We start from the raw sequence: 21,751 nt of genomic DNA on the forward strand, positions 1-21,751 counted from the left end.
ATTTCCATGAATGGCGCATTTCCTGTGATTGCCGGGCTGGTCCTTGCGGTGCTGGCCCTGGTGATCTGTACTGTCAAACTGAAGCTTCACCCGTTCTTTGCCCTGATTGCCACGTCCTTTGTCTTTGCTATTGTGTCCGGCATGGGCATGGAGCCTATGCTGAAGGCCTTTGCAGACGGCATGGGAGGAACGGTGGCGGATATCGGCCTGGTCATTGCCCTGGGGACGGTGACCGGGGCTCTGCTGGAAAAATCCGGGGCCGCAGAAACCATGGCCAAGACCATTTTGAAGATCACCGGCAAGAAACATGCAGCCCTGGGGCTGGCCATTACCGGGTACTTCGTTTCCATCCCGGTGTTCTGTGATTCCGCTTTCGTCCTGCTGAGCCCCATTGCCAAACGGCTCTCCCGGGATACCAAGATTTCCATGACCACCATGGCCATTTCCCTGTGCATGGGCCTCCACGCCACCCACATGTTCGTGCCGCCCACCCCTGGCCCTCTGGCAGTGGCCGGGATCCTCAGCGCCGACCTGGGACAGGTGATCCTGTTCGGGGCTCTGGTATCCATTCCCGTGACCCTGGTGGCTTACCTGGCTTCCCTCTATGCCGGGAATAAATACTACTATCTGCCCACCAGTGTGGAAGACACGCCGGAACATCAGAATCTGCCTAGTGCCATGATGTCCTTCCTGCCCATCCTGGTGCCCATTGCCCTGATGCTGCTGAAAACTGTAGGCAGCATGTGCAAGCTTACCGGGACCCTGGCCCTGGTGCTGAACATTGTAGGGACTCCGGCGGTGGCTTTGCTGATCGGGCTGCTGATTGCCGCTGTGGGCTACCACAACATCTTTCCGGAAGACACCAAAGCCTGGGGCTTTGACGGGGTCATTGCCGACGCCATGAAGACGGCCGGACAGATTGTCCTGATCGTAGGGGCCGGCGGGGCCTTCTCCGGAGTGCTGAAAGCCTCTCCTCTTCGGGATATCCTCACCGCCAGCATGAGCGGGGTTTCCATCGGAATCCTGGCACCTTTCCTGATTGGGTTCCTGTTCCGGACCTGCGTAGGCTCCGCCACCATCGCCATGGTAACGGCGGCCACCATGATCACTCCTTTGATCGATGTGCTGGGCTTCGGTTCTCCCATGGGCCGGGTGATTGCCATGCTGGCCTGTGCTGCCGGGGGCATGATGGTATTCCACGGGAATGACGACTTCTTCTGGGTAACGGCCACCACCTCCGACATGGATACGTCCATTGCCTACAAGACCATTCCTATTATCAGTGTGCTCCAGTCCATGACCGCACTGGTCACCGTGTTCCTGCTGAGCATGGTATTGCTGTAACAAAAAAACTGCCGCGGCTGCGGCAGTTTTTTTGTGCTTAAAAAGAAGGAGGAGTCACGGCGAAGATGACCCGGACCAGTTCTTTGGAACGGTTGGACCATTTGTGGGGATGACCGGGAAGAATCCGTATGCTGTCTCCGGCGGAAAGCTGGTAGGTCTGGTCATCCACGGTAATTTCCACCTGGCCTTCCATCACATAGGCGGTCTCTTCTCCCTGGTGCCCCCGGGGAACTTTGGTGGTGATGGTGCCGGCGGGGATTTCCATCAGGATGAATTCAATGGTGCTGTCCGTATCCGGAGTCAGCAGCTTGTAGGTGACTTCCGTGCCCCAGTGGCCGATGATCCGGTGCTCTCCCTGGCGGACGATCTGGTCTGCAGGAGTGGGGGCCTGGGGCTTGAAGAATTTGTACAAAGGGATCTGGAGGACTTCTGCAATGCTCTTCAGGGTGTTGATGGAGGGGTTGACGGCGTTGTTTTCAATCTGGCTGAGCATGGAAGGAGAGATCTCCGCATGGGCGGCCAGTTCCCGGAGACTCATCCCGGCAGCTTTGCGGTATTCCTGGATCCGCCCTCCAATGTCCATCTCTTCCATGATAACAGCTCCTTCAACAGTTGATTTCTGTCTTCATTGTAACATAAAAAGAGAGAGAAAATGGAAGGAAATTTTAGGACAGGAGTCCTGCGTTTCACACCGATGGATACCATCTGCCGGGGGCAGATGCTTCTGAACTTGTACCCCCCCAGGCCGGGACGGGCGGGCCTGCGGCCCGCCCCTACGGCGTTGGGGTCGGGCATTGTTTGTTCGACCGATTGGATGGGGATGCCGTCCAGGGGAGAGGTGTCATAAGGAAACCGTTGACAGCTGACAGGGGTGCTGCGCCTGGCGCAGCACTCCCTTTATTTCTCCCTCAGCCACCGTTTCAGCAGGAAACCGAGAAAATAAGGTATGGTGTAGAATTTTCCGTTCCAGCCGATGTTTTTGGTGCTGAGTTTGATGCCGTACCGGATGTCCGGATAATGGCTTGAATCTTCCAGGAGACGGTTCAGAGAGCGGGTACTGCCGTCGGTGGCTTTCACCTCCACGGGGATCAGGAAATCTGCATCCCGGACGAAAAAGTCCATTTCCAGGGTGCCTTGGGTGTTTTTGTAGTAATACAGGCCGTAGCCCTGCTGGACCAGCATCTGGGCGGCCATGTTTTCAAAGAGAGCGCCTTTGTAAACGCCGAAGTTACGGTTCCGGCGCAGATCCAGCTGGGCTTCTTCGTCCAGAGAGGCGATCAGGAGACCGGTGTCGGCAAAATACAGCTTGTACTGGTCTGGGTTGTAATTCCCTTTCAAAGGCAGTTCCGGATGGTCCAGGCAATAGCAGACATTGACGATGCCGGCGTTGGACAGCCAGTCCACTACCCCCAGATATTCCCGGTTCCGGGCTCCGTGGGCCACTTTGGAAATCTGGAATTTTTTGTTTTCCTTTCCCAGAAATACAGGGATTTTCCGGTAGACATTCAGGATTTTTCCTTTGTCCAGGCCGCCGGCATATTTGGTGATGTCATCTTCATAGTCCAGGAGCAGCTGTTGCTGGAGCTGGAGAGTGCCGCTGAAATTGTTCTGCTGGATGAACCGCCAGACTACGGCAGGCATGCCTCCCAGCACCAGATAGTCCTGGAAGTTTTTCTGAAGAACGTCCATCTCAAGCCTGGAAAGGGGCCGGGTTTCCAGCAGATGCTGATAAAACAGGTCCACCTGTTCCGGAGTGTAGCCTCTGGCCCAGAGAAATTCTTCGAAATCCAGCGGGTACAGGGTCCGGTCTTCCTTATAGCCCACACTGTTGGATTCGATTTCCTGATAACTGATGCCCATAAGGGATCCGGAACAGATCACATCATAGCGGCCGTCCAGCTGGAAGGCCTTGAGACTGGTGGCACAGTTGGGACAGGCCTGGAGTTCGTCGAAAAAAATCAGGGTTTCATGGGGTTCCAGCTGCAGTCTGGGGTCCAGGAAGGTGATGTTCTGAAGGATCCGGTCCACATCGAATCCGTCATCAAAGATGTGCCGGTATTCTTTCTGGAGGACAAAGTTGATTTCCACCAGGTGTGTGTAATGGGTGCGGGCAAAATTCTTGATGGCTTCCGTTTTTCCCACCTGCCGGGCTCCTTTGATGATGAGAGGAAGGTGATGGGGGGAATTCTTCCATTGGACCAGGAAGGAATCGATTTTCCGGGTAAGCCGGTTCACAAAAATCACGCCCTTTCTTCTCTAAAAACCACAAAAATCATAGTATTTTAGATGATTATATCACAAAATTATTAAAAATAGGGAGGAGTGCACGGTGGAAAGCGGCAGAGCCCCTTTCCAGTCTCACGCCGGCCGTTTTTTTGAAGAGTTGAACCCCCCAGGCCGGGACGGGCGGGCCTTTGGCACGCCCCTACGGCGTTGGGGTCGGGCATTGTTTGTTCGACCGATTGGACGGGGATGCCGTTGTGACGGCAAAGCGGGCCGGCTGTATGGTCGGTCCTCTTTTGTCATTCAGGGGAGAGGCTTCATAAGGAAATCGTTGTTAGCCGGCTCCTGGACAGCGACGGCGTAGGGGCTTGCCACAGGCAAGCCCGTCCCGGCCGCCCAGGGGGCATAGATTTAAAATGGGGCTGTTGCATGAGCAACGGCCCCTCTTTTTTTCACTTCCCCAGCACTTCAAAGATCACCTGATCCAGGGCCCGGGTGGCTTTGGAATGGTACCGGCCCGGGGCCATGGCGGTACCCAGGGGAATGGAGGTACCGTCTTTGCCCAGGGACAGCAGCTGGGCCCGGTGGAAGTACTGGCGGCTGCTGGCGTAGGTGAAGGCCAGTCCCAGACCGTTGGCGGCCAGGGCAGCGGCAAACAGGGCGGACAGGTTCTCGTTGTAGTAGGTGGGGTTCATGCCGTGGCGGAGGAAAATCCGCCGGGCTTCCCGGCCCAGGATGGTGCCGTAGCCGCTGAGCAAAAATTCGAACCGGGCCGCATCCTGGATGTTGATGTACTGGGACAATTGGGAAGGCTGCTGGCCGGCCTGGCCCTGATGGACCAGTTCCATCACCGGATGGTCCGGATGGGTGATCAGGCAGATTTCGTCGTGCATCAGGAACCGGGCCTGGATCCGGCTGCGTTTTTCCGGCATCACCAGAAGGGCCAGGTCGATTTTCCCGGTGAGCAGCAGCTGTTCCAGGGCCAGGGAATTCTCTTCCACGATCTGGACCCGCACCCCCGGATATTTCTGCTGGAAAGCCTGGAGTACGGGCGGCAGCAGGAAGGATCCCCGGAAAGAACTGATTCCCAGGATCACATGGCCCCCTTTCAGGTTGCCGATATCCTGGATCTCATCCTTGGCCCGGTGGAATTCCGCCAGGGTATCCTGGGCGAACCGGATCATCCGTTTTCCCGGTTCCGTGGGCCGGATGCCGCTGGAAGTGCGGATGAACAGTTTGTATCCTAAATGAGACTCTGTGGTGCTGAGAAACTGGGACAGGCTGGACTGGGCCATGAACAGCCGTTCCGCCGCCCGGGAAATGCTCTTTTCTTCCGCCAGGGCAAGCAGGTAGTGAAGTTCCCGAAGATCCATTGTATCCTCTCCTTTGCCATCGGTATTTCCTATACAAGATATCGTATTTTATCGGCTTCTGCAATAGCCAGCCCCGCGGTACACTAAAAGCAAATTTATTCAGAATACTTGTACAACAGGGAGGAATCAGAATGAGCAGAGTTTCACTGAAGGGTATCTGCGATATGCATGTGCATACCAATCCGGATCTACGGCTGCGGGCCTACAACGATCTGGAACTGGCGGATGCGGCGGTGCGGGTGGGGGCCCGGGCCATTGTGATCAAGTCCCACCTGGGGTTCACGGTGAACCGGGCGGCCATTGCCAATGCCTATGTGAAGAAGGTCTATGGGGACAGCACCAACTTCACCATGTACGGCGGGGTGGTCATGAACAAAGTCATCGGGGGTGTGAACCCGGAAGCGGTGGAAAAAGGCCTGAAGCTGGGGGCCAAGGTGATCTGGCTGCCCACCCAGTCCGCCCGGCGGCATCTGGAAAAAATGGGGAAAAATCCCGATGAGGGAATCCAGCTGGTCCGGGACGGGAAAGTGATCCCGGAACTGGAAACGGTGTTCGGTCTGATCAAAGACCATGATGCAGTACTGGCCACCGCCCATGTATCTCCGGAAGAGGCTTTTGTGGTGGTGGAAGCGGCCCGGAAGGCCGGGGTGGAAAAAATCGTCATCACCCATCCGGAATGGTGGGTGTGCGGGTACACCCTGGAAGACCAGATCCGTCTGGTGAAGGATTATGACGTAATCCTGGAACGGTGCTATGCCCAGAACATGGGGAAAGGGAAGAAGTACCACATGAACCTGCGGGAAAATGCGGAACTGATCCAGGCTGTAGGGTACCAGCATGTCATGGTGGATACGGACGGGGGACAGACGGAAAATCCGGACTGGGAAACGGAAATCTACGAATACATGCATTACCTGGTGGAATACGGGATTCCTGAAGAACAGGTGTACTACATGACCAAAACCATTCCCTACCGGCTGCTGGGCATCCAGGAAGAACCGGTGGGCGCAGCCAAAGACTGAAACAAGGGGGAGGAAGCATTATGCTGAGTGCGGCGATTGTCCTGGCCATAGCCATTGCCATTTATCTGGGGTATAAAACCGGTCTGAACACCGGGCTGTTCTGTATTGTCTTTGCTTATCTGATCGGGTGTCTGGTCATGGGGCTGAAACCCAAAGCGGTGATCGGGTTCTGGCCCATCAGTACCATGTTCGTGATTTTGTCCGTGTCCCTGTTCTACAATGTGGCGGCCATCAACGGGACTCTGGAAAAAATGTCAGGCTCCCTGCTCTATGCCTGCCGGAAATTCCCGGGGATGCTGCCCTATGCCCTGTTCGGAGTGGCCGTGGTGCTGTCGGTGATGGGGGCCACCTATTTTACGGTGCTGGCTTTCCTGGCGCCCATTACCCTTTTGATCTGTGATGAATCCCGGATGGACAAACTCACCGGGGCGGTGGCCATCAACTGCGGGGCCCTGTGCGGCGGGAACTTTCCCACCTCCAATCTGGGGGTGATTTTCCGGGGGCTGTCGGATACAGCCTATGAAGCCCTGAAGCTGAAGGCTCCCATGGATTCCTTTGCCATGGAAATGGAAATCTTCCTGCTGTCCTTTGCCTTTTCCCTGGTGCTGATCACCCTGTTCCGGTATGGCATCAAGGCCAACCGGAACATCGGCCAGGGGGTCACCTTCAAAAAGCCGGAACCTTTTACGAAAGTCCAGAGCCAGACCCTGACCCTGATGCTGGTGATGATGGCAGTGGTGCTGGTGTTCCCCCTGCTGAAGATCCTGGTGCCCGGGAACGCAGGAATCGCCTATATGGCCGGTAAAGTGGATGTGGGCCTGGTGGCCATTATCTTTGCGGTCATCGCCCTGCTGATGAAGCTGGCGCCCCAGAAGGAAGCCATTTCGAAGATTCCCTGGAACACCATCATCATGATTGCCGGGGCCGGGATGCTGATTGCGGTGGCGGTGAAAGCCGGGACCATCAAGATGCTCAGCGCCTGGGTGGGAGCCAATGTGCCCACGCCGCTGATCCCTCTGGCTTTCTCCATCATTGCCGCCATCATGAGCTTCTTCAGTTCCACCACTGGGGTGGTGACCCCGGCTCTGTTCCCTCTGATTCCGGGTCTGGCGGAAAGCACAGGATTGTCTGCCTCCGCCCTGTTTGCCTGTACGGTACTGGGGGCCCAGTCCAGTGCCATCAGTCCCTTCTCTTCCGGCGGATCTTTGATCCTGGGGTCCACGCCCAAAGAAGAGGACCGGAACACCCTGTTCAACAAGCTGCTGCTCCGGGCCGTGCCTGTCAGCGTCCTGGCGGCAGCTGCCTACAATTTTATTGTGGCTTTTGTGCTGTAAGGAAAAGTGCGGGTTCCTTTGAAAGGTTAACCCCTCAGGCCGGGACGGGCGGGCCTGCGGCACGCCCCTACGGCGTTGGGGTCGGGCATTGTTTGTTCGACCGCTTGGACGGGGATGCCGTCCATGGGAGAGTCTCCATAAGGAAATCGTTGTTAGCCGGTTCCTGGACAGCGATGGCGTAGGGGCTCGCCCCAGGCAAGCCCGTCCCGGCCGCCCAGAGGGCATAGATTCAAAAAGGACCCGCCTTCATGAGAGGCGGGTCCTTTCCTTCGGCAATTGACCATTGACCGTTGACGGGGCTGCTGTGCCTGGCGCAGCAGTCCCTATTCCTTACACTCCCTGCAGAGCCCCAGGAAATAGGTCTGGTGGCAGCGGATGGTGAAACCGGTTTTTTTGGCCACGTCCTGGTCCAGGTGTTTGTGGTAGGCAAAATCCAGGTTGAACACCTTGCCGCATTTTTCGCAGCGGAAATGGGGGTGGGGATGGGGATCCACATCGTAGCGCATGGTCCCGTCGCCTACATCCACAGTCTGGATCAGGTGCATCCGGCAGAAAAATCCCAGAGACTGGTAGATAGTGGCAAAACTCAGGGTAGGCATCTGCTGCCGCACTTTTTCATAGATTTCTGTAGCCGTGGGATGGTCTTCGGGGCCGGTAAAGGCCCGGTATACTTCCAGCCGCTGGGGGGTGATCTTCATCCCCTGGGCTTTCAGGACTTCTGACAGTTCCTTTGGACTGAGCATGGCAAAGCCTCCTTATATATAGATAGAATAAAATTGTTAAAAGAGAAGTTTCTTTAATAATAACTTTTAATACGTAAAATGTCAATAAAATCAGCCATTTCCAATGGGCGGCTTCCTCCATAACCAAACAGTTCATCCCAAGAGGGGAGATGTTGTGTTACAATTATATGATAAGATTTTGGAAAAGATCAGGGAGTGTGAAACCATATGGCGCAAGGACAGGAAAAAGAAATCAAACTGCTTTCCACCAAGGCGGGCCGCCGGAAATTCTTCCAGCTGCCTCTGGTGAAGGAAAAAATCATTCCCGGCAGCCGGCATACCCTGGACCTTTGGAACCAGTACTTGGATACCCGGGACCGGAAACTGACCCGCAGCGGCATGGCCTACCGGATCCGCCGGACCAACGGGAAGGCCTTCGAAGCCACGGTGAAAAGCCAGGGGAAGGCGGTGAACGGCTTCTCCAGCCGGGAGGAATACACGGTGCCTCTGACAAAGCCGGAGCCGGTGCTCCAGGGCTTTGCTCCCCAGCTGGACCAGAAGCTCCAGACCCTGCTCCAGGAAGACGAACTGCTTCCTTTGTGTACGGTGGAATTTACCCGGAAAACGGCTCTGATCCAGCTGTCCGCCGTGACGGTGGTGGAAGCGGCCCTGGACCAGGGAACCTTGACCGCCGGGGATAAAAAGGCTCCCATCGAGGAATTGGAACTGGAGATCAAACGGGGCCAGGAACGGGACCTGCTGCGGTTTACGGCGGCTCTGGCCCAGGCCATCCCTCTGTGGCCGGAAGAGCGGAGCAAGTTCAAACGGGGGCTGGATCTTACCGACTGGAAGGGGAACCCACCCAAAGACGGGAAGGCACCTGGCTGGAATCAGGAAACGGAGCCGTCGGAAGTGTGGCGGACCCTGGTCCAGCAGGCCCTGGGCAGGGGGCTGGATCTTCTGGTGCCCGGAGAGAACCGGGAATTTGAGAGCCGGGAACTGCTCACCATTCTCCAGCAGTGCGCCGGACTGTGGAACCTGGGCCAGGGCTTTTTGTCCCGGACCTCTTGGAAAAAGGGTCGGGATCTGTTGGACGGGCTCCTGGGGGTGCTGGAACCGGTGGATTACCTGGAAACGTCTGACCGGCAGCGGGAAAAGCCTTTCCCGGAAGAGCTCCTCTCCCTGGAACCGGCCTGGCAGTGGCTGGAAGACCGGTGGGTGGCGGCGGCCCAGCACTGTGCGGACTGCTGCGCCCGGGAAGCGGCAGCGGCCCTGTGGCAGCTGCTGTACCTGGCCACTCTGGCCAAAAAGGACGGAGAGAACTCCACCCTGGAAAAATTCCTCCAGGTCCGGTGGAATCGGTGGCAGCAGGAACAGCAGTTCCTGGAAGATGCCGGCAGCCCGGACCCCTGGGAACGGAAAGGCCAGCTGGAAGACCTGGCCGGGCTCCTGACCCTGGAACGGGGCCTGGGAGAAAAACGGCTGGTGAAGCGAGGGGAAGCCTACTGGGAAAAGTGGTGGAAATACTGCCGCAGCTATGCCCGGACGGGAGCCCTGGCAGAAGGGGCCGAAGGAGCCCGGGACCGGGAACTGACCCTGTCCCTGGCAGCCCTCTGTGGCCAGGAAGGGATCCGGACGGAGAAACGGGGGGACAAGGCGGATGCCGCCGGGAAGGCCTTCTTCCGGGAAGTGGCCCGTCATCCGGAATGGTCCTGTCTGGCCAAAGAAAAATAAAATCAAAAAAAGTCAAAAAAACGAAAATAATATTTGACTTTTTGACTTTTAATGGGTATAATAAGACCCGGGAAGTGAGAAAAGAGACTTCCCGGGCCCTGTTTGTTTCGGGCTCTGAATGAAGAAGATAACCCATTGATCCAATGGTTTTTGGAGGTGTTTGTTATGCAGGCAGAACGCTTGAGTGATGAAGTGCGTGGATTGTTGGAAGCTGCCCAGCAGCAAGCCGTTATGAATTACAACCAGGAACTGACCACCGTCCATCTGCTGTCCGCTATGTGCAGCCAGCCGGACGGGTTCTTCAAGTTTGTGCTGAAGAGCCTGAACGTGGATGAGACCCAGTTCAGCCGGGAGGTGGACCGTCTGCTGAAGCAGATCCCTTCCGTGAAGGGGTCCGATCAGCTGAGCATGAGCACGGGCCTGGCCCGGGTGTTTGCCCTGGCGGAAAAAGCCGCCGGCCAGAACCCGGTGACTGCATCCCATTTGCTGGCCGCCCTGTGTGAAGACGGGGATACGGAAGTGGTGGACCTGTGCAAAAAGTACGGGATCACCCGCAGTGCCATCCGTGGTTTGATCGACAAGTATGAAAACAATGGGGATGCGGATGAAAACCGCAAGACCCTGGAGAAATTCGGCCAGGACCTGACCCAGAAAGCCCGGGATGGGAAGCTGGATCCGGTAATCGGCCGTGACGATGAAATCCGCCGGACCATCGAAATCCTGTCCCGCCGGAAAAAGAACAACCCGGTGCTGATCGGTGAACCGGGCGTGGGCAAAACCGCCATTGTGGAAGGCCTGGCCCGCCGGATCGTGGCCGGGGACGTTCCTGAATCCCTGAAGAATAAGACCCTGTATGCCCTGGACCTGGCGTCCCTGGTGGCCGGGGCCAAGTACAGAGGGGAATTTGAGGAACGGTTGAAGAAAGTCCTGAAAATCGTGTCCGATTCTGCCGGCCAGATCATCATGTTCATCGATGAACTGCACACGGTGGTGGGGGCCGGGGCTTCTGAAGGCTCCATGGATGCGGGGAACATCCTGAAACCCATGCTGGCCAGAGGGGAACTCCGGTGCATCGGTGCCACCACCCTGAAGGAATACCGGAAATACATTGAAAAGGATTCCGCACTGGAACGGCGTTTCCAGCCGGTACTGGTGAAGGAACCCAGTGTGGAGGACACCATTTCCATCCTGAGAGGGCTGAAGGAACGGTACGAAGTCCATCATGGGGTACGGATCAAGGATTCCGCCTTGGTGGCTGCTGCCACGTTGAGCAACCGGTACATCAATGACCGGTTCCTGCCGGACAAGGCCATCGACCTGGTGGATGAAGCCGCTGCCCGTCTGCGGGTGGAAATCGATTCCATGCCTACGGAACTGGATGAAAGCCGTCGCCGGATGCTCCAGCTCCAGATCGAGGAACAGGCCCTGTCCAAGGAAGAGGACGATGCTTCCAAGGCCCGTCTGGAAAAGATCAAAGAGGAACTGGCCAAACTGAAGGGCGAGAACGACAAGCTCATGGACCAGTGGAAGGCCGAAAAGGGCGGCATTGCCAAGATCCGTCAAGTCAAGAAGGATATGGACAATGTGAAGAAGGAAATGGAAGAAGCGGAACGGTCCTATGACCTGAACCGGCTGGCGGAACTGAAGTACGGCAAGCTGCCGGAACTCCAGAAACAGCTGGCGGCCCTGGAAAAAGAGGAACATTCCGACAAACGCTTGCTGAAGGAAGAAGTGGACGAGGATGATATCGCCAAGGTGGTGAGCACCTGGACGGGCATCCCTGTGAACCGTCTGATGGAAGGAGAAAAGAAGAAACTGGCGCATCTGCCGGAAATCCTCCACAAACGGGTGATCGGCCAGGACGAAGCGGTGGAAGCTGTCAGCGAAGCCGTAATCCGGGCCCGGGCCGGGATCAAGGATCCCAACAAACCCATCGGTTCCTTCATCTTCCTGGGGCCTACCGGTGTGGGCAAGACCGAACTGGCCAAAGCCCTGGCGGAAGTGCTGTTCAATGATGAAAAGAGCATTATCCGTATCGATATGAGTGAATACATGGAGAAACATACGGTGTCCCGTCTGATCGGTGCCCCTCCTGGATATGTGGGCTATGAAGAAGGCGGCCAGCTGACGGAAGCTGTGCGGCGCCATCCTTATTCCGTGATCCTGTTCGATGAAATCGAAAAGGCTCACCCGGATGTGTTCAACGTACTGCTCCAGGTGCTGGACGACGGCCGTTTGACCGACGGCCAGGGCCGTATGGTGGACTTCAAGAATACCCTGATCATCATGACCAGCAACCTGGGGTCCCATGAGATCATGGAAAAGAAGGGCAACATCAGCAAGGACGAAGTCCGGAGCATGCTGATGAAGTTCTTCCGGCCGGAATTCCTGAACCGGGTGGACGACATTGTGGTGTTCAAACCTCTCCAGGAAGAACAGCTGAAGGATATCGTACGGCTGATCCTGAACCATCTGGGAAGCCGGCTCCACAGCCAGCTGGAACTGACACTGACGGCCACCGACGAAGCCGTTGCCTACCTGGCCAAAGCCGGGTTCGACCCTGCCTTTGGGGCCCGTCCTCTGAAGAGACTGATTGTCCATACGGTGGAAACCGTAGTGAGCAACAAGATCGTCCAGGGCGAGATCCAGAGAGGGGACCATATCGAAGTGGTTCTCCAGAACGGGAACATCGACGTGGTGAAGAAGTGAATGAAAACAGGGACTGCTGCCTGGGCAGCAGTCCCTGTTTTTTTTTGTCAGCTGTCAATAGTCAGCGGCCGAAGGAGACCATCTGCCAGGGGCAGATGCTCCTGAAGGGAAACGCAGCCTTACGGCTGCTAACCTACCACCAGCCTGGCGGCTGGTCCCCAGCTACGGCATAAGCGACCTCGCTATCCGCTGAAGCGGATGCTCCCTGCTTACGCCCTTGAAAAGGGCGGATAGACAGTACGCGGGCTGCTGCCCTTGTACTGAAAAGCAATGGGCGCCAGCCCGAGCGTATATCCGCCCTTTGCAAGGGCGGGGGTATCCATGCGCAGCATGGGTGGTGGGTTAGCAGCGCCAGCTGCGTTCCCATTCAATAAAATTTGTCTGCAAATTTTATCATTCGGCCATTGACGATTGACAATTGACCATTGACAGGGCTGCTGCAGCGCAGCAGCCCCCCTTTTTACCCCTCCAGTACGTGGAGGATCCGGTACAGTTTTTCTTTCAAATCGGCCACTTCTTCGGCTGTGAACAGGGGACCTTTCCGGTTGATCAGGCAGCCCATGGCATGGGGGACTTTCAGGGCCTTGTCCCGGAGGGCCAGTCCATCGGGGGTGATTTCCACCATGACGATCCGCTCATCTTCAGGCTTCCGGGAACGCTTCACATAGCCCATGGCCTCCAGCTTCTTCAGCACTGGGGTCAGGGTCCCGGAATCCAGGTACAGCCGTTCGCCCAAGTGGTGCATGGTAGTGGCCTTTTCTTCCCAGAGCACCATCATGGTTACATACTGGGCATAGGTGAGGCCGATTTCTTTCAGGAAGGGAGTATAGGCAGCTACGATTTTCCGGGCGCTGGCATACAGGGGGAAGCAGAGCTGGTTTCCCAGCAGCAGGGGATTGCAGGCATCCTTTTCATTCATATCGATCATACCTCCGGTACGGAAAAACTTTTGATTACACTTTATTGTAACAGGAAAAGAACATGAGAACAAATTAAATTTAGCAAAATTAAATTTGACAAAATTAAATAAAACGGGTATAATGGGTTTCACAAGAGGCCGATGGCCAGAAGAAAAGAAACAGAAAGCTCCGCTTTACGGGGGCAAGGGAAAACAGGAGGAAAAGACAATGAGCATTTACGGACAGACCAAAGGAACGGAACTGGAAGCTATGGCAAAAACCATGATGCAGGGAGAAGCCAACGGCACCATGATGTATTATGCACTGGCCCGGCTGGCCAAAGAACAGGGCTATGAAGATCTGGTGCCCCTGTTCATTGAAGCCGCCAACCAGGAAGCGGTCCATGCGGGCTTCTATGCCGTGCTCAACGGGAAATATCCCCAGGATTTCTGGGGCCTGGTGAAAACCCTCCAAAAAGCGGAAACCAATGGGGAGGCTCAGGTAAAGGCCATGGCGGACAAGGTGCGGGCTGCCGGGTTTGCCGAAGCGGCTGACGAAATGGAAGTGTTTGCCAAACAGGAAGGCCACCATGGGGAACTGATGGCGGAAATCCTGGCCCGATATCCTCAGGCAGAGAAAAAGGAAAAGGCCAAAAAGGTGTATGTGTGCCCGGTCTGCGGCTATGAATACGAAGGGGACATCAACAGCGAAAGCGACGACTGGGTCTGCCCTCTCTGCGGCCAGCCCAAAAGTGCGTTCAAGGAAGTAAAATAAGAGGATGAAAAACAGGGGGTGCTGCACATACCGTGCAACACCCCCTTCTTGACATTTCCGGGAATTTTTTCTACTATGTACTCTCAGAATGTATTTTTGTGTCTGAAGGTGAAACTGTTGGAAAACGAAAATCCTGCTTTTGTGCGCCGGGCGGATGCCCGGCTGTTTCTGTCCATATTGGCCGCGGGGGCGGTTCAAGGTTTTCGACCCAGGCGAAATATCGCCAGAGCCGAACGCTCCGTGTATCAAAGGAGGCTCATCATGTCATTTGGCAAAGGGAAAGAATATCTGGATACCAGGGGATCTGGGGGACCGGATCTTCGTTCTGGAATAACGAATAAGGAAGGATGTTGTTTATGAATCCACTGATTGCACCGGAAAACACCTGGCTGCTGCTGGCCCTGACCTGCGGGGTAGTGGCAGGCTCCATCTGGCTGGAACAGACCTATGCCTGGGCCTCCCGGATCTCCGGGGCCGTACTGGCTCTGGTGGCGGCCATTGTGCTGGTGAACCTGAACGTGATCCCCAGCCATGCCCCCATTTATGACGATATCATCTGGGGATACGCCGTACCCCTGGCCATTCCTCTGCTGCTGCTCCAGGCCAACCTGACGAAGATCTGGCAGGAAACCGGCCGGCTGCTGTTCATTTTCCTCATCGGGGCGGTGGGGACCGTGTGCGGAGCCGTGCTGGGCTGCTGGCTTTTGGGGAGCCGGATCGACGGGCTGGCCAAGGTGGCGGCCATGATGACCGGGTCCTACATCGGAGGCGGAGTCAATTTCGTGGCCCTGGCCGATGCCTTCCACACGGAAGGGACCCTGGTTTCCGCTACGGTGGTGGCGGACAACCTGAACATGGCGGTGTATTTCCTGGTACTGCTGAAATGTGTGGGCAGCGCCTTTTTCCAGAAACACTATCCCCATCCCCACATGGACCGGGTGGCCCGGGAAGGACGGGAAGACGCCCAGACCCAGGCGGCAGCCTACTGGCAGCCCAAGAACATTTCCTTAAAGGACATTGCCCTGGACCTGTTCTATGCGGTGGCGGTGGTGACCCTGTCCCAGAACCTGGGGAAGGCCCTGGGGGCCGCCATTCCCACCGGCAGCGGCCTGGGACATATGGCCAACACCTTCTTCAGCAGCCAGTATGTGTGGATCACCCTGTTTTCCATGGGGTTCGCCACTTTTTTTGAAAAACAGGCGGCAGCCCTGGCCGGAGCCCAGGAAATCGGCACCTATTTCATCTACCTGTTCTTCTTCGCCATCGGGGTGCCCGCTTCCATCCTGGAAATCCTCCGGAACGCGCCGCTGCTGTTCGTGTTCTGCTTCCTGATGGTGGTGGTGAACATGGCCTTCTGCTTTGTGGGAGGGAAACTGTTCCATTTCAGTCTGGAAGACATCGTCCTGGCCTCCAATGCCAACATCGGAGGTCCCACCACCGCGGCAGGAATGGCCATTTCCCAGGGCTGGACGGCCCTGGTGGGCCCCAGCATGCTGGTAGGCACCTTCGGCTACGTAATCGGTACCTATCTGGGTATGGTGGTCGGGGGAATATTGGGGGCGTGAAAAAGGGACTGTTGCTCTTGCAACAGTCCCTTTGCTTTCCCCTTTATCCGCTCCGCCTCTTCCCCTTCCACCAGGGTGGGACGGTAATCGTTCCAATCCGGGGTGGAGGAGATCCGGCAGGGGATCACTTTTCCCGGGTCCGTTCCCACCAGATGGCCGTCCCGGAACCGGAAGGTCTGCTGGTAGATGAAGGTGTCCTTGTCCCCCGGGTTGCTGTTGCCTCCGAAACAGAAATTCCCCAGGCTGTAGCAGATGGTCTTTCCCTTGTAGGTTTCCAGAGGCTGGATCACATGGGGATGGGACCCCAGCACCAGGTCGGCTCCGTGATCCACCGCCAGATGGGCCAGCCACACCTGGTCCTCGTCCGGATGGGTTTCCAGTTCGCTGCCCCAGTGGAAATAGACCACTTTCAGCCGGGCTCCTTTTTCCCTGATTTTGGCCAGTTCTGCCACCAGCTGATCGGCGGCCCCGGCTTCCAGGGCGTTGATTCCCACCAGGCCTACAGGGATTCCCTTCACCGGGAGAATCTGGCTTTCCTCATAGCCGAAGGGCATGATCCCGTTGTCTCCCAAGGTCTTGAAGGTGTCCCAGTACCCGTCGTTCCCATAGTCGTAACTGTGGTTGTTGGCCAGGGAGGCGGCTTCCACGCTGCCGGCTTTCAGCACTTCCACATAGGCCGGATCGCCCCGGAAGGCGAAGGTCTTGTCCTGGCGCTGGCCCCGGGTGGTGAGAGGGCCTTCCAGGTTCACCACCGTCAGGTCGTCCTTGGCGAAAACAGACTGGACGCCTGCCAGGAATACGGAACCGTCTCCGCCGGCGGCGTCCCAGGCAGCCGGGAAGGTGGCCTCATAGCCGAAGCTTTCTTCCGTGCCCAGGGTGCAGTCCCCGGCGGCGCTGAGGGTCACGGTGGTGACGGGGTCCTCCGGAGGCCGGGGTGCCGGAGCGGGAGAGACAGGGGCCGGGAGAGTTTCCGGTGATCCGGGAGATGCTTCCGGAGCCGCAGGAGCGGCTGCCGGGGCGGCAGGGGTTTCCGCCGGGACCGGCGCCGGTACCTTCCGGGCTCCCAGAGACGCCGGGGAGGCCAGGGCGGGAGCTGCCAGAAAGGTCAGGGCCGCCAGACAGGAGATGAACAGGGTGGAAATGGGATGGGTCATAGAGCAGGTTCCTTTCTCTGAAATTTCAGTCCTTATCATAATGAGCCGCATAGCGGCTCGGTCTCGAGTCTCGAGTCTCGAGCCAAATGAAAAATTTGCAGGCAAATTTTTGAACGTGTAAATCGGTACCGTAGGGGCTGCACGCCGGGCAGCCCGCCAAATCATCGATGATCTGCGCATTTTGCGGGGCGCCGGGCCTGCGCCCCCTACGGTTATACACAATAAGAAGAACCTGGCCGAAGGACAGGTTCTATCCAGCGGCCCGAGACTCATGACTCGAGACCCGAGACCTGAAGAGGAGGCTGTTGCTTTTGCAACAGCCTCTACATCTTCCACCCAAAATGATCCGTGTGGAGGAGTTTTTCTGCTTTGGGGCTCAGGGGCTTGCCCAGGAACTCTTTGTACAGCCGCTGGACCTGGGGATTCTGGTGGGAGAACCGGAGATGGCTGTGCTTGTCCAGGGTCCGGAGCTCTTCTCCCCGGACGCCTTCCAGCTCCACATCCTCCTGGGGAATGGGCTGGCCGCCTCCTCCGGCACAGCCGCCGGGACAGGCCATCACTTCCACGAAATCGTAATGGACTTCTTTCCGTTTCAAAGCCTGGATCAGCTGCCGGGTGTTCCCCAGGCCGCTGACCACGGCGCAGCGGATTTCTTTGCCGGCCATGGTGTATACTGCATCCCGGAGCCCGGTGCCGTTCCGCAAAGGGGCAAACAGGTCCGGATCGGGATTTTCCCCGGTCAGGGTGGCGTAGGCTGTACGGAGAGCCGCTTCCAGTACCCCGCCGGTGGTGCCGAAAATGGTCCCGGCTCCCGTAAAGGTGCCCATGGGATCATCCAGCGGTTCTTCCGGCAGGAGAGCCGGATCCAGGTGGTCCGCCCGGAGCATCCGGATGAATTCCCGGGTGGTGAGGGCCAGGTCCACATCGGGTCCGTAAGGCCCCTGCATGGTGGGCAGGGCACATTCCGCCTTTTTGGCCAGGCAGGGCATGATGGAAACGCAGTACAGCTTTTCCGGAGGCACCTGGAGCTTTTCTGCCAGCCAGGTCTTGGCAATGGCCCCGAACATCTGCTGGGGGGATTTGGAGGTGGACAGCCGTCCGGTCAGTTCCGGATACTGGCCTTTCAGGAACCGGACCCAGCCGGGGCAGCAGCTGGTGAACATGGGGAACTCTTTCGTGTCCCCGGCCTGGAACCGTTCCAGGAACTCATTGGCCTCTTCCATAATGGTGAGGTCCGCCCCGAAGGTGGTGTCGTACACATGGTCGAACCCCAGCTGCCGGAGGGCCGCCGCCATTTTCCCGATGGTCCCCTGCTCCCGGGGCAGGCCGAAGGCTTCGCACCAGGCCGTCCGCACCGCCGGAGCCACCTGGACCAGGGTCACTTTGTCCGGGTCCGCCAGGGCTTCGTAGAGTTTGTCCGTATCGTCCCGTTCCCGGAGCCCGGCCACTGGACAGTGGGTGATGCACTGGCCGCACAGGGTGCAGTCCGAATCCTTGATCACCCGGTTGCCGGACACATCCACCGTGGTCCGCCCCCCGGTGCCCGCCACGTCCCAGATGTGCATGGCCTGGATCTTGTCGCAGACCTGAATGCAGCGCATGCATTTGATGCATTTGTTGTAGTCGTGGAACAGGGGATAGGTGGTGGTCCAGGCCCGGCGCAGGCCTTTGGGCAGCTGTTCCTCATAGGGATTGTCGTGGATCCCCAGGCTGTTGGCCAGGGACTGGAGCCGGCAGTTGCCGCTGCGGACACAGACGGCGCACCGGCAGTCGTGCTGGGACAGGATCAGTTCCACGTTGATCTTCCGGGTTTCCCGGACCCGGGGAGAATGGGTGTGGACCACCATACCCTCTTTGACAGGACTGTTGCAGGCGGTAATCATTCCCGGTTCTCCTTCCACCTCCACACAGCACACCCGGCAGGCGGCGATTTCGTTGAGTCCTTTCAGATAGCACAGGTGGGGGATCTGGATCCGGGCCTGCCGGGCCGCTTCCATAATGGTGGTCCCTTCCGGCACCTGGATGATTTTGCCGTCAATGGTACAGGTTACCATTCCCGATTCCTCCCTCCTTTAAAGCTGCCGTAGCCAAAGTGGTCACAGCGCAGACACCGGCTGGCTTCCTGATGGGCTTCTTCCGGGGTCATCCCTTCCGCCACCAGACGGAAATCTCCCACACAGTCCGGAGTGCAGTGGTGCTTCAGGTTCACCCGGCCGCAGGGAGGGGTCTGGGTGAAGTAGGCGTCAGGGATCTCCACCTGGCAGGAAATCCGGTGGTGGCAGCCGAAGAAGGAATCGATGTTGTCGGCGGCCACTTTCCCGGCGGCCACTGCCCGGATCACTGTGGCGGGACCGGAAACCGCATCCCCGCCGGCAAACAGGTTCCCCAGGCCCGGGATGCTGGTGGACAGATCCGCCTGGATGGCCCCCCGGTGGGTGGTGACCCCGATGGCCTCAAAAGGCTTGGTGACAATGGACTGGCCGATGGCCACAATCAGGATGTCGCAGGGGAACCGCCGTTCCGGCAGATCCGCCTTTATGGGGTTTGGCCGGTCCTTTCCATTGTAGGGGCCGATGTGCTGGGGCTGGGTCCAGATGGCCGTTACCTGGCCCGCTGCGTTGGTTTCAATCCGGCTGGGGGCTTCCAGGGTGACGATTTCGCAGCCTTCCGCCATGGCCGCCTGGATCTCTTCCGGCAGAGCGGTCATATCTTCCAGCCGGCGCCGGTACAGGCACTGGACGGAAGCCGCCCCCAGCCGTTTGGCCGTGCGGGTGGCGTCCATGGACACGTTGCCGCCTCCGATGATGCAGACCCGTTTGCCGGTGAAATCCGGAATCCGGCCTTCCCCGATGTCCCGGAGCAGCCGGACAGCACTGTACACCCCCTGGGCGTCTTCCCCGGGGATATGGAGTTTCTTGTCGCTGTGGGCCCCGATGGCGATGTACACCGCATCATACTGTTGCTGGAGCTTTTCCACCGGAATGTCCGTTCCCACGGAAACTCCGGTGCGGACCTGGATCCCGGTGGTGAGGATGTAGTCCAGGTCCCGATCCAGCACTTCCAGGGGCAGACGGTAGTCCGGGATCCCGTACCGGAGCATGCCGCCCAGCTGGGGCCGCTGTTCGTACACGGTGACGCTGTGGCCCATAAGAGCCAGATAATAGGCTGCCGTCAGGCCTCCCGGGCCGCCTCCGATCACCGCTACGGTCTTGCCGGTGGCAGGGGCGGGCTTTGGCGCCCGGGCCGGCTGGGCATGGTCCACGGCAAACCGCTTCAGCCCGCAGATGTTCACCGGGGCGTCCACCATCCCCCGGCGGCAGTGGTGTTCGCAGGGATGCTCGCATACATAGGCGCAGGCGGCGGGGAAGGGATTGTCCTTCCGGATCAGTTCCAGGGCGTCTTCATACCGGCCTTCCCGGATGAGCGCCACATAACCGGGAATATCCACATGGGCCGGGCAGGTGGACACACAGGGCACCGGGTGGCTGAGACCGCAGATGCACCGGCCGGTGAGCACGTGCTCCTTATAATCCTCCCGGAAGCCCCGGACCCCCTTCAGTACCATATAGGCCGCCTCGTAGCCGATGGCACAGTCCGAAGAAGAGGCGATGCTCCGGGCGGTCCGTTCAATAAGGTCGATGGTGTCCAGGGTAGCCGTCCGGTCCAGCACCCGTTCAATGAGCACCTCCAGCTGGCCCAGGCCCACCCGGCAGGGCACGCATTTGCCGCAGCTCTGGGCATGGCAGAACCGGAGAAAGTTCAGGGCCATGTCCACCGGGCACAGCCCCGGAGAACTGGCACTGATCCTTCGGTGCATATCCTGATACAAACCGTTCAGGACCGTCTGGGCCCGTCCCGGTGTTTCGATCTGTAAGCGACGCACGATTTTCTCCCCCTCCATGAATTTTCAGTATGGAATCCGGAAACAGAATGAACAGATACGATATTATTTTACCGTTCAGAAGCAAAGAGTGTCAACTGATTCGGTGAAAAAATCTGATAAATCGGGGGGTGCGAAATTCCTAAAAATTACTAGGAATTCACCTTTCCTTTTGGAAAATTCTATAGTACAATTATAGGAAATTATTCTTGCTGCGAGGAGGAACCATGAAAATCTCTACCAAGGGACGGTATGCCCTGCGCCTGATGATTGATCTGGCCATCAACGGCACCGAATCCTATGTACCTATTAAAAGCGTCTCTCAGAGACAGGAAATCTCAGAAAAATACCTGGAACAGATCATTACCCAGCTCTCCCGCGCCAAACTGGTTAAAAGTGCCAGAGGAGCCCAGGGAGGATACAAACTGGTCCGTGATCCCAAAGACTATACCGCCGGAGAGATCCTCCGGGCCGTGGAAGGGTCCCTGGCTCCCGTGGCCTGCCTGGAACCCGGCCACGCAATCTGCAGCCGGGCCGCCCACTGCGTTACCCTGGACCTGTGGAAAGAAATCCAGGATGCCATCGACAACATTGTGGATAACACCACCCTGGCAGATCTGGTGGAAAAGCAGGAAAAGAAGGGGCTGTGAATTTTTCACACTCCCCTTTCCGATTTTTCCTTGCACACTCTTCCCGGAAGCGCTATAATACTACGTATTGGGGCATTAGCTCAGCTGGGAGAGCGCAAGGTTCGCAATCTTGAGGTCAGGGGTTCGATCCCCCTATGCTCCACCAATTATCAAGCCGAAACGGTGAAATGTTTCAAAGTGTTTCAAACCGTGTTGCCATGCGGGGTTAGCGGTTTTCAAGACAGTTTGAAGCGTTTCAAACCGTTTCTTTTTTTGCGCACTTTTGCGCACTTTTTGCGCACTTTCTCAAAAATCAACCCCGGTAATTTGCGCACTTTTTTCAGGGCCGGGGGGGCCGCTTCCTGTCTAGGGTTGCGGCCTTTTTTTGT

General features: G+C 57.5%; 16 protein-coding genes and 1 tRNA gene. 9 read left to right on the top strand and 8 right to left on the bottom strand.

All coding sequences use genetic code 11. The annotated features are described in order from the left end of the window. The first annotated feature begins 6 nt into the window (after positions 1–6). Positions 7–1,344: a GntP family permease gene (locus tag ACTQY5_RS07410; RefSeq protein WP_022488240.1), complete on the top strand. Its 1,338-nt coding sequence runs from the start codon at positions 7–9 to the stop codon at positions 1,342–1,344. A gap of 37 nt (positions 1,345–1,381) precedes the next feature. Here the strand turns inward: ACTQY5_RS07410 and ACTQY5_RS07415 are convergent, their stop codons facing one another. From ACTQY5_RS07415 to ACTQY5_RS07425, 3 genes are all read right to left on the bottom strand, one after another. Continuing rightward, positions 1,382–1,936, bottom strand: coding sequence for a cupin domain-containing protein (locus ACTQY5_RS07415; protein ID WP_308664170.1), 555 nt, complete (start codon positions 1,934–1,936; stop codon positions 1,382–1,384). 305 nt (positions 1,937–2,241) lie between these two features. Next, positions 2,242–3,579: an ATP-binding protein gene (locus ACTQY5_RS07420; RefSeq protein ID WP_441369049.1), complete on the bottom strand. Its 1,338-nt coding sequence runs from the start codon at positions 3,577–3,579 to the stop codon at positions 2,242–2,244. Between the two features lie 440 nt (positions 3,580–4,019). Further along, positions 4,020–4,940, bottom strand: coding sequence for a LysR family transcriptional regulator (locus ACTQY5_RS07425; RefSeq protein ID WP_441369017.1), 921 nt, complete (start codon positions 4,938–4,940; stop codon positions 4,020–4,022). A gap of 131 nt (positions 4,941–5,071) precedes the next feature. Between ACTQY5_RS07425 and ACTQY5_RS07430 the strand changes: the two genes are divergently transcribed. After that, the gene (locus ACTQY5_RS07430) at positions 5,072–5,962 is read left to right on the top strand and encodes a DUF6282 family protein (protein ID WP_022488236.1); all 891 of its coding nucleotides are present in this window, start codon (positions 5,072–5,074) and stop codon (positions 5,960–5,962) included. A gap of 20 nt (positions 5,963–5,982) precedes the next feature. Continuing rightward, positions 5,983–7,296 (top strand): SLC13 family permease, encoded by a 1,314-nt coding sequence (locus ACTQY5_RS07435; protein ID WP_441369018.1) that lies wholly within the window; start codon positions 5,983–5,985, stop codon positions 7,294–7,296. Between the two features lie 323 nt (positions 7,297–7,619). Here ACTQY5_RS07435 and ACTQY5_RS07440 read toward each other — a convergent pair whose 3' ends face one another. After that, positions 7,620–8,039 (bottom strand): Fur family transcriptional regulator, encoded by a 420-nt coding sequence (locus tag ACTQY5_RS07440; RefSeq protein WP_288311719.1) that lies wholly within the window; start codon positions 8,037–8,039, stop codon positions 7,620–7,622. A gap of 207 nt (positions 8,040–8,246) precedes the next feature. Between ACTQY5_RS07440 and ACTQY5_RS07445 the strand changes: the two genes are divergently transcribed. After that, the gene (locus tag ACTQY5_RS07445) at positions 8,247–9,752 is read left to right on the top strand and encodes a CYTH domain-containing protein (RefSeq protein ID WP_441369019.1); all 1,506 of its coding nucleotides are present in this window, start codon (positions 8,247–8,249) and stop codon (positions 9,750–9,752) included. 165 nt (positions 9,753–9,917) lie between these two features. Then, positions 9,918–12,461 (top strand): ATP-dependent chaperone ClpB, encoded by a 2,544-nt coding sequence (gene clpB / locus ACTQY5_RS07450; protein ID WP_303226128.1) that lies wholly within the window; start codon positions 9,918–9,920, stop codon positions 12,459–12,461. Positions 12,462–12,921: 460 nt separating this feature from the next. Here the strand turns inward: clpB and ACTQY5_RS07455 are convergent, their stop codons facing one another. Next, positions 12,922–13,389 carry a MarR family winged helix-turn-helix transcriptional regulator gene (locus ACTQY5_RS07455; protein ID WP_441369020.1) on the bottom strand — a complete coding sequence of 156 codons (468 nt, stop codon included), beginning with the start codon at positions 13,387–13,389 and terminating at the stop codon, positions 12,922–12,924. Between the two features lie 199 nt (positions 13,390–13,588). Here ACTQY5_RS07455 and ACTQY5_RS07460 point away from each other — a divergent pair, with 199 nt between their 5' ends. Then, positions 13,589–14,134, top strand: a complete 546-nt coding sequence (locus ACTQY5_RS07460; RefSeq protein ID WP_154488634.1) for a rubrerythrin family protein — start codon at positions 13,589–13,591, stop codon at positions 14,132–14,134. Positions 14,135–14,490: 356 nt separating this feature from the next. Continuing rightward, positions 14,491–15,699 (top strand): DUF819 family protein, encoded by a 1,209-nt coding sequence (locus ACTQY5_RS07465; protein ID WP_154488629.1) that lies wholly within the window; start codon positions 14,491–14,493, stop codon positions 15,697–15,699. Here the strand turns inward: ACTQY5_RS07465 and ACTQY5_RS07470 are convergent. The 3 genes from ACTQY5_RS07470 to ACTQY5_RS07480 form a co-directional block, all read right to left on the bottom strand. Next, a complete protein-coding gene (locus ACTQY5_RS07470) occupies positions 15,660–16,853 on the bottom strand; it encodes a CapA family protein (RefSeq protein ID WP_441369021.1) in 1,194 nt (397 codons plus the stop codon). The two genes, ACTQY5_RS07465 and ACTQY5_RS07470, sit on opposite strands and share 40 nt — an antisense overlap. 323 nt (positions 16,854–17,176) lie before the next feature. After that, a complete protein-coding gene (locus ACTQY5_RS07475) occupies positions 17,177–18,907 on the bottom strand; it encodes a [FeFe] hydrogenase, group A (protein ID WP_329777388.1) in 1,731 nt (576 codons plus the stop codon). Then, on the bottom strand, positions 18,901–20,736 hold the full coding sequence (locus tag ACTQY5_RS07480; RefSeq protein ID WP_441369022.1) for an NAD(P)-binding protein: 1,836 nt from the start codon (positions 20,734–20,736) through the stop codon (positions 18,901–18,903). The genes ACTQY5_RS07475 and ACTQY5_RS07480 overlap by 7 nt, the downstream gene beginning before the upstream one ends. Positions 20,737–20,960: 224 nt before the next feature. Between ACTQY5_RS07480 and ACTQY5_RS07485 the strand changes: the two genes are divergently transcribed. Beyond that, on the top strand, positions 20,961–21,383 hold the full coding sequence (locus ACTQY5_RS07485; RefSeq protein WP_441369023.1) for an RrF2 family transcriptional regulator: 423 nt from the start codon (positions 20,961–20,963) through the stop codon (positions 21,381–21,383). Between the two features lie 69 nt (positions 21,384–21,452). Continuing rightward, positions 21,453–21,528: transfer RNA gene (locus tag ACTQY5_RS07490), tRNA-Ala, on the top strand. Positions 21,529–21,751: the final 223 nt, after the last annotated feature.

The sequence above is a fragment of the Acidaminococcus sp. HCP3S3_H5 genome (genome assembly GCF_052122235.1).
Lineage (GTDB): Bacteria > Bacillota > Negativicutes > Acidaminococcales > Acidaminococcaceae > Acidaminococcus.

Bases quoted from the DNA above. Each gene is read 5' to 3' on its own strand.
- ACTQY5_RS07455 (WP_441369020.1), bottom strand. From the start codon at position 13,389: ATGATCGATATGAATGAAAAGGATGCCTGCAATCCCCTGCTGCTGGGA.
- ACTQY5_RS07470 (WP_441369021.1), bottom strand. From the start codon at position 16,853: ATGACCCATCCCATTTCCACCCTGTTCATCTCCTGTCTGGCGGCCCTG.
- ACTQY5_RS07460 (WP_154488634.1), top strand. From the start codon at position 13,589: ATGAGCATTTACGGACAGACCAAAGGAACGGAACTGGAAGCTATGGCA.
- ACTQY5_RS07430 (WP_022488236.1), top strand. From the start codon at position 5,072: ATGAGCAGAGTTTCACTGAAGGGTATCTGCGATATGCATGTGCATACC.
- clpB (WP_303226128.1), top strand. From the start codon at position 9,918: ATGCAGGCAGAACGCTTGAGTGATGAAGTGCGTGGATTGTTGGAAGCT.
- ACTQY5_RS07485 (WP_441369023.1), top strand. From the start codon at position 20,961: ATGAAAATCTCTACCAAGGGACGGTATGCCCTGCGCCTGATGATTGAT.
- ACTQY5_RS07415 (WP_308664170.1), bottom strand. From the start codon at position 1,936: ATGGAAGAGATGGACATTGGAGGGCGGATCCAGGAATACCGCAAAGCT.
- ACTQY5_RS07475 (WP_329777388.1), bottom strand. From the start codon at position 18,907: ATGGTAACCTGTACCATTGACGGCAAAATCATCCAGGTGCCGGAAGGG.
- ACTQY5_RS07425 (WP_441369017.1), bottom strand. From the start codon at position 4,940: ATGGATCTTCGGGAACTTCACTACCTGCTTGCCCTGGCGGAAGAAAAG.
- ACTQY5_RS07440 (WP_288311719.1), bottom strand. From the start codon at position 8,039: ATGCTCAGTCCAAAGGAACTGTCAGAAGTCCTGAAAGCCCAGGGGATG.
- ACTQY5_RS07465 (WP_154488629.1), top strand. From the start codon at position 14,491: ATGAATCCACTGATTGCACCGGAAAACACCTGGCTGCTGCTGGCCCTG.
- ACTQY5_RS07445 (WP_441369019.1), top strand. From the start codon at position 8,247: ATGGCGCAAGGACAGGAAAAAGAAATCAAACTGCTTTCCACCAAGGCG.
- ACTQY5_RS07435 (WP_441369018.1), top strand. From the start codon at position 5,983: ATGCTGAGTGCGGCGATTGTCCTGGCCATAGCCATTGCCATTTATCTG.
- ACTQY5_RS07410 (WP_022488240.1), top strand. From the start codon at position 7: ATGAATGGCGCATTTCCTGTGATTGCCGGGCTGGTCCTTGCGGTGCTG.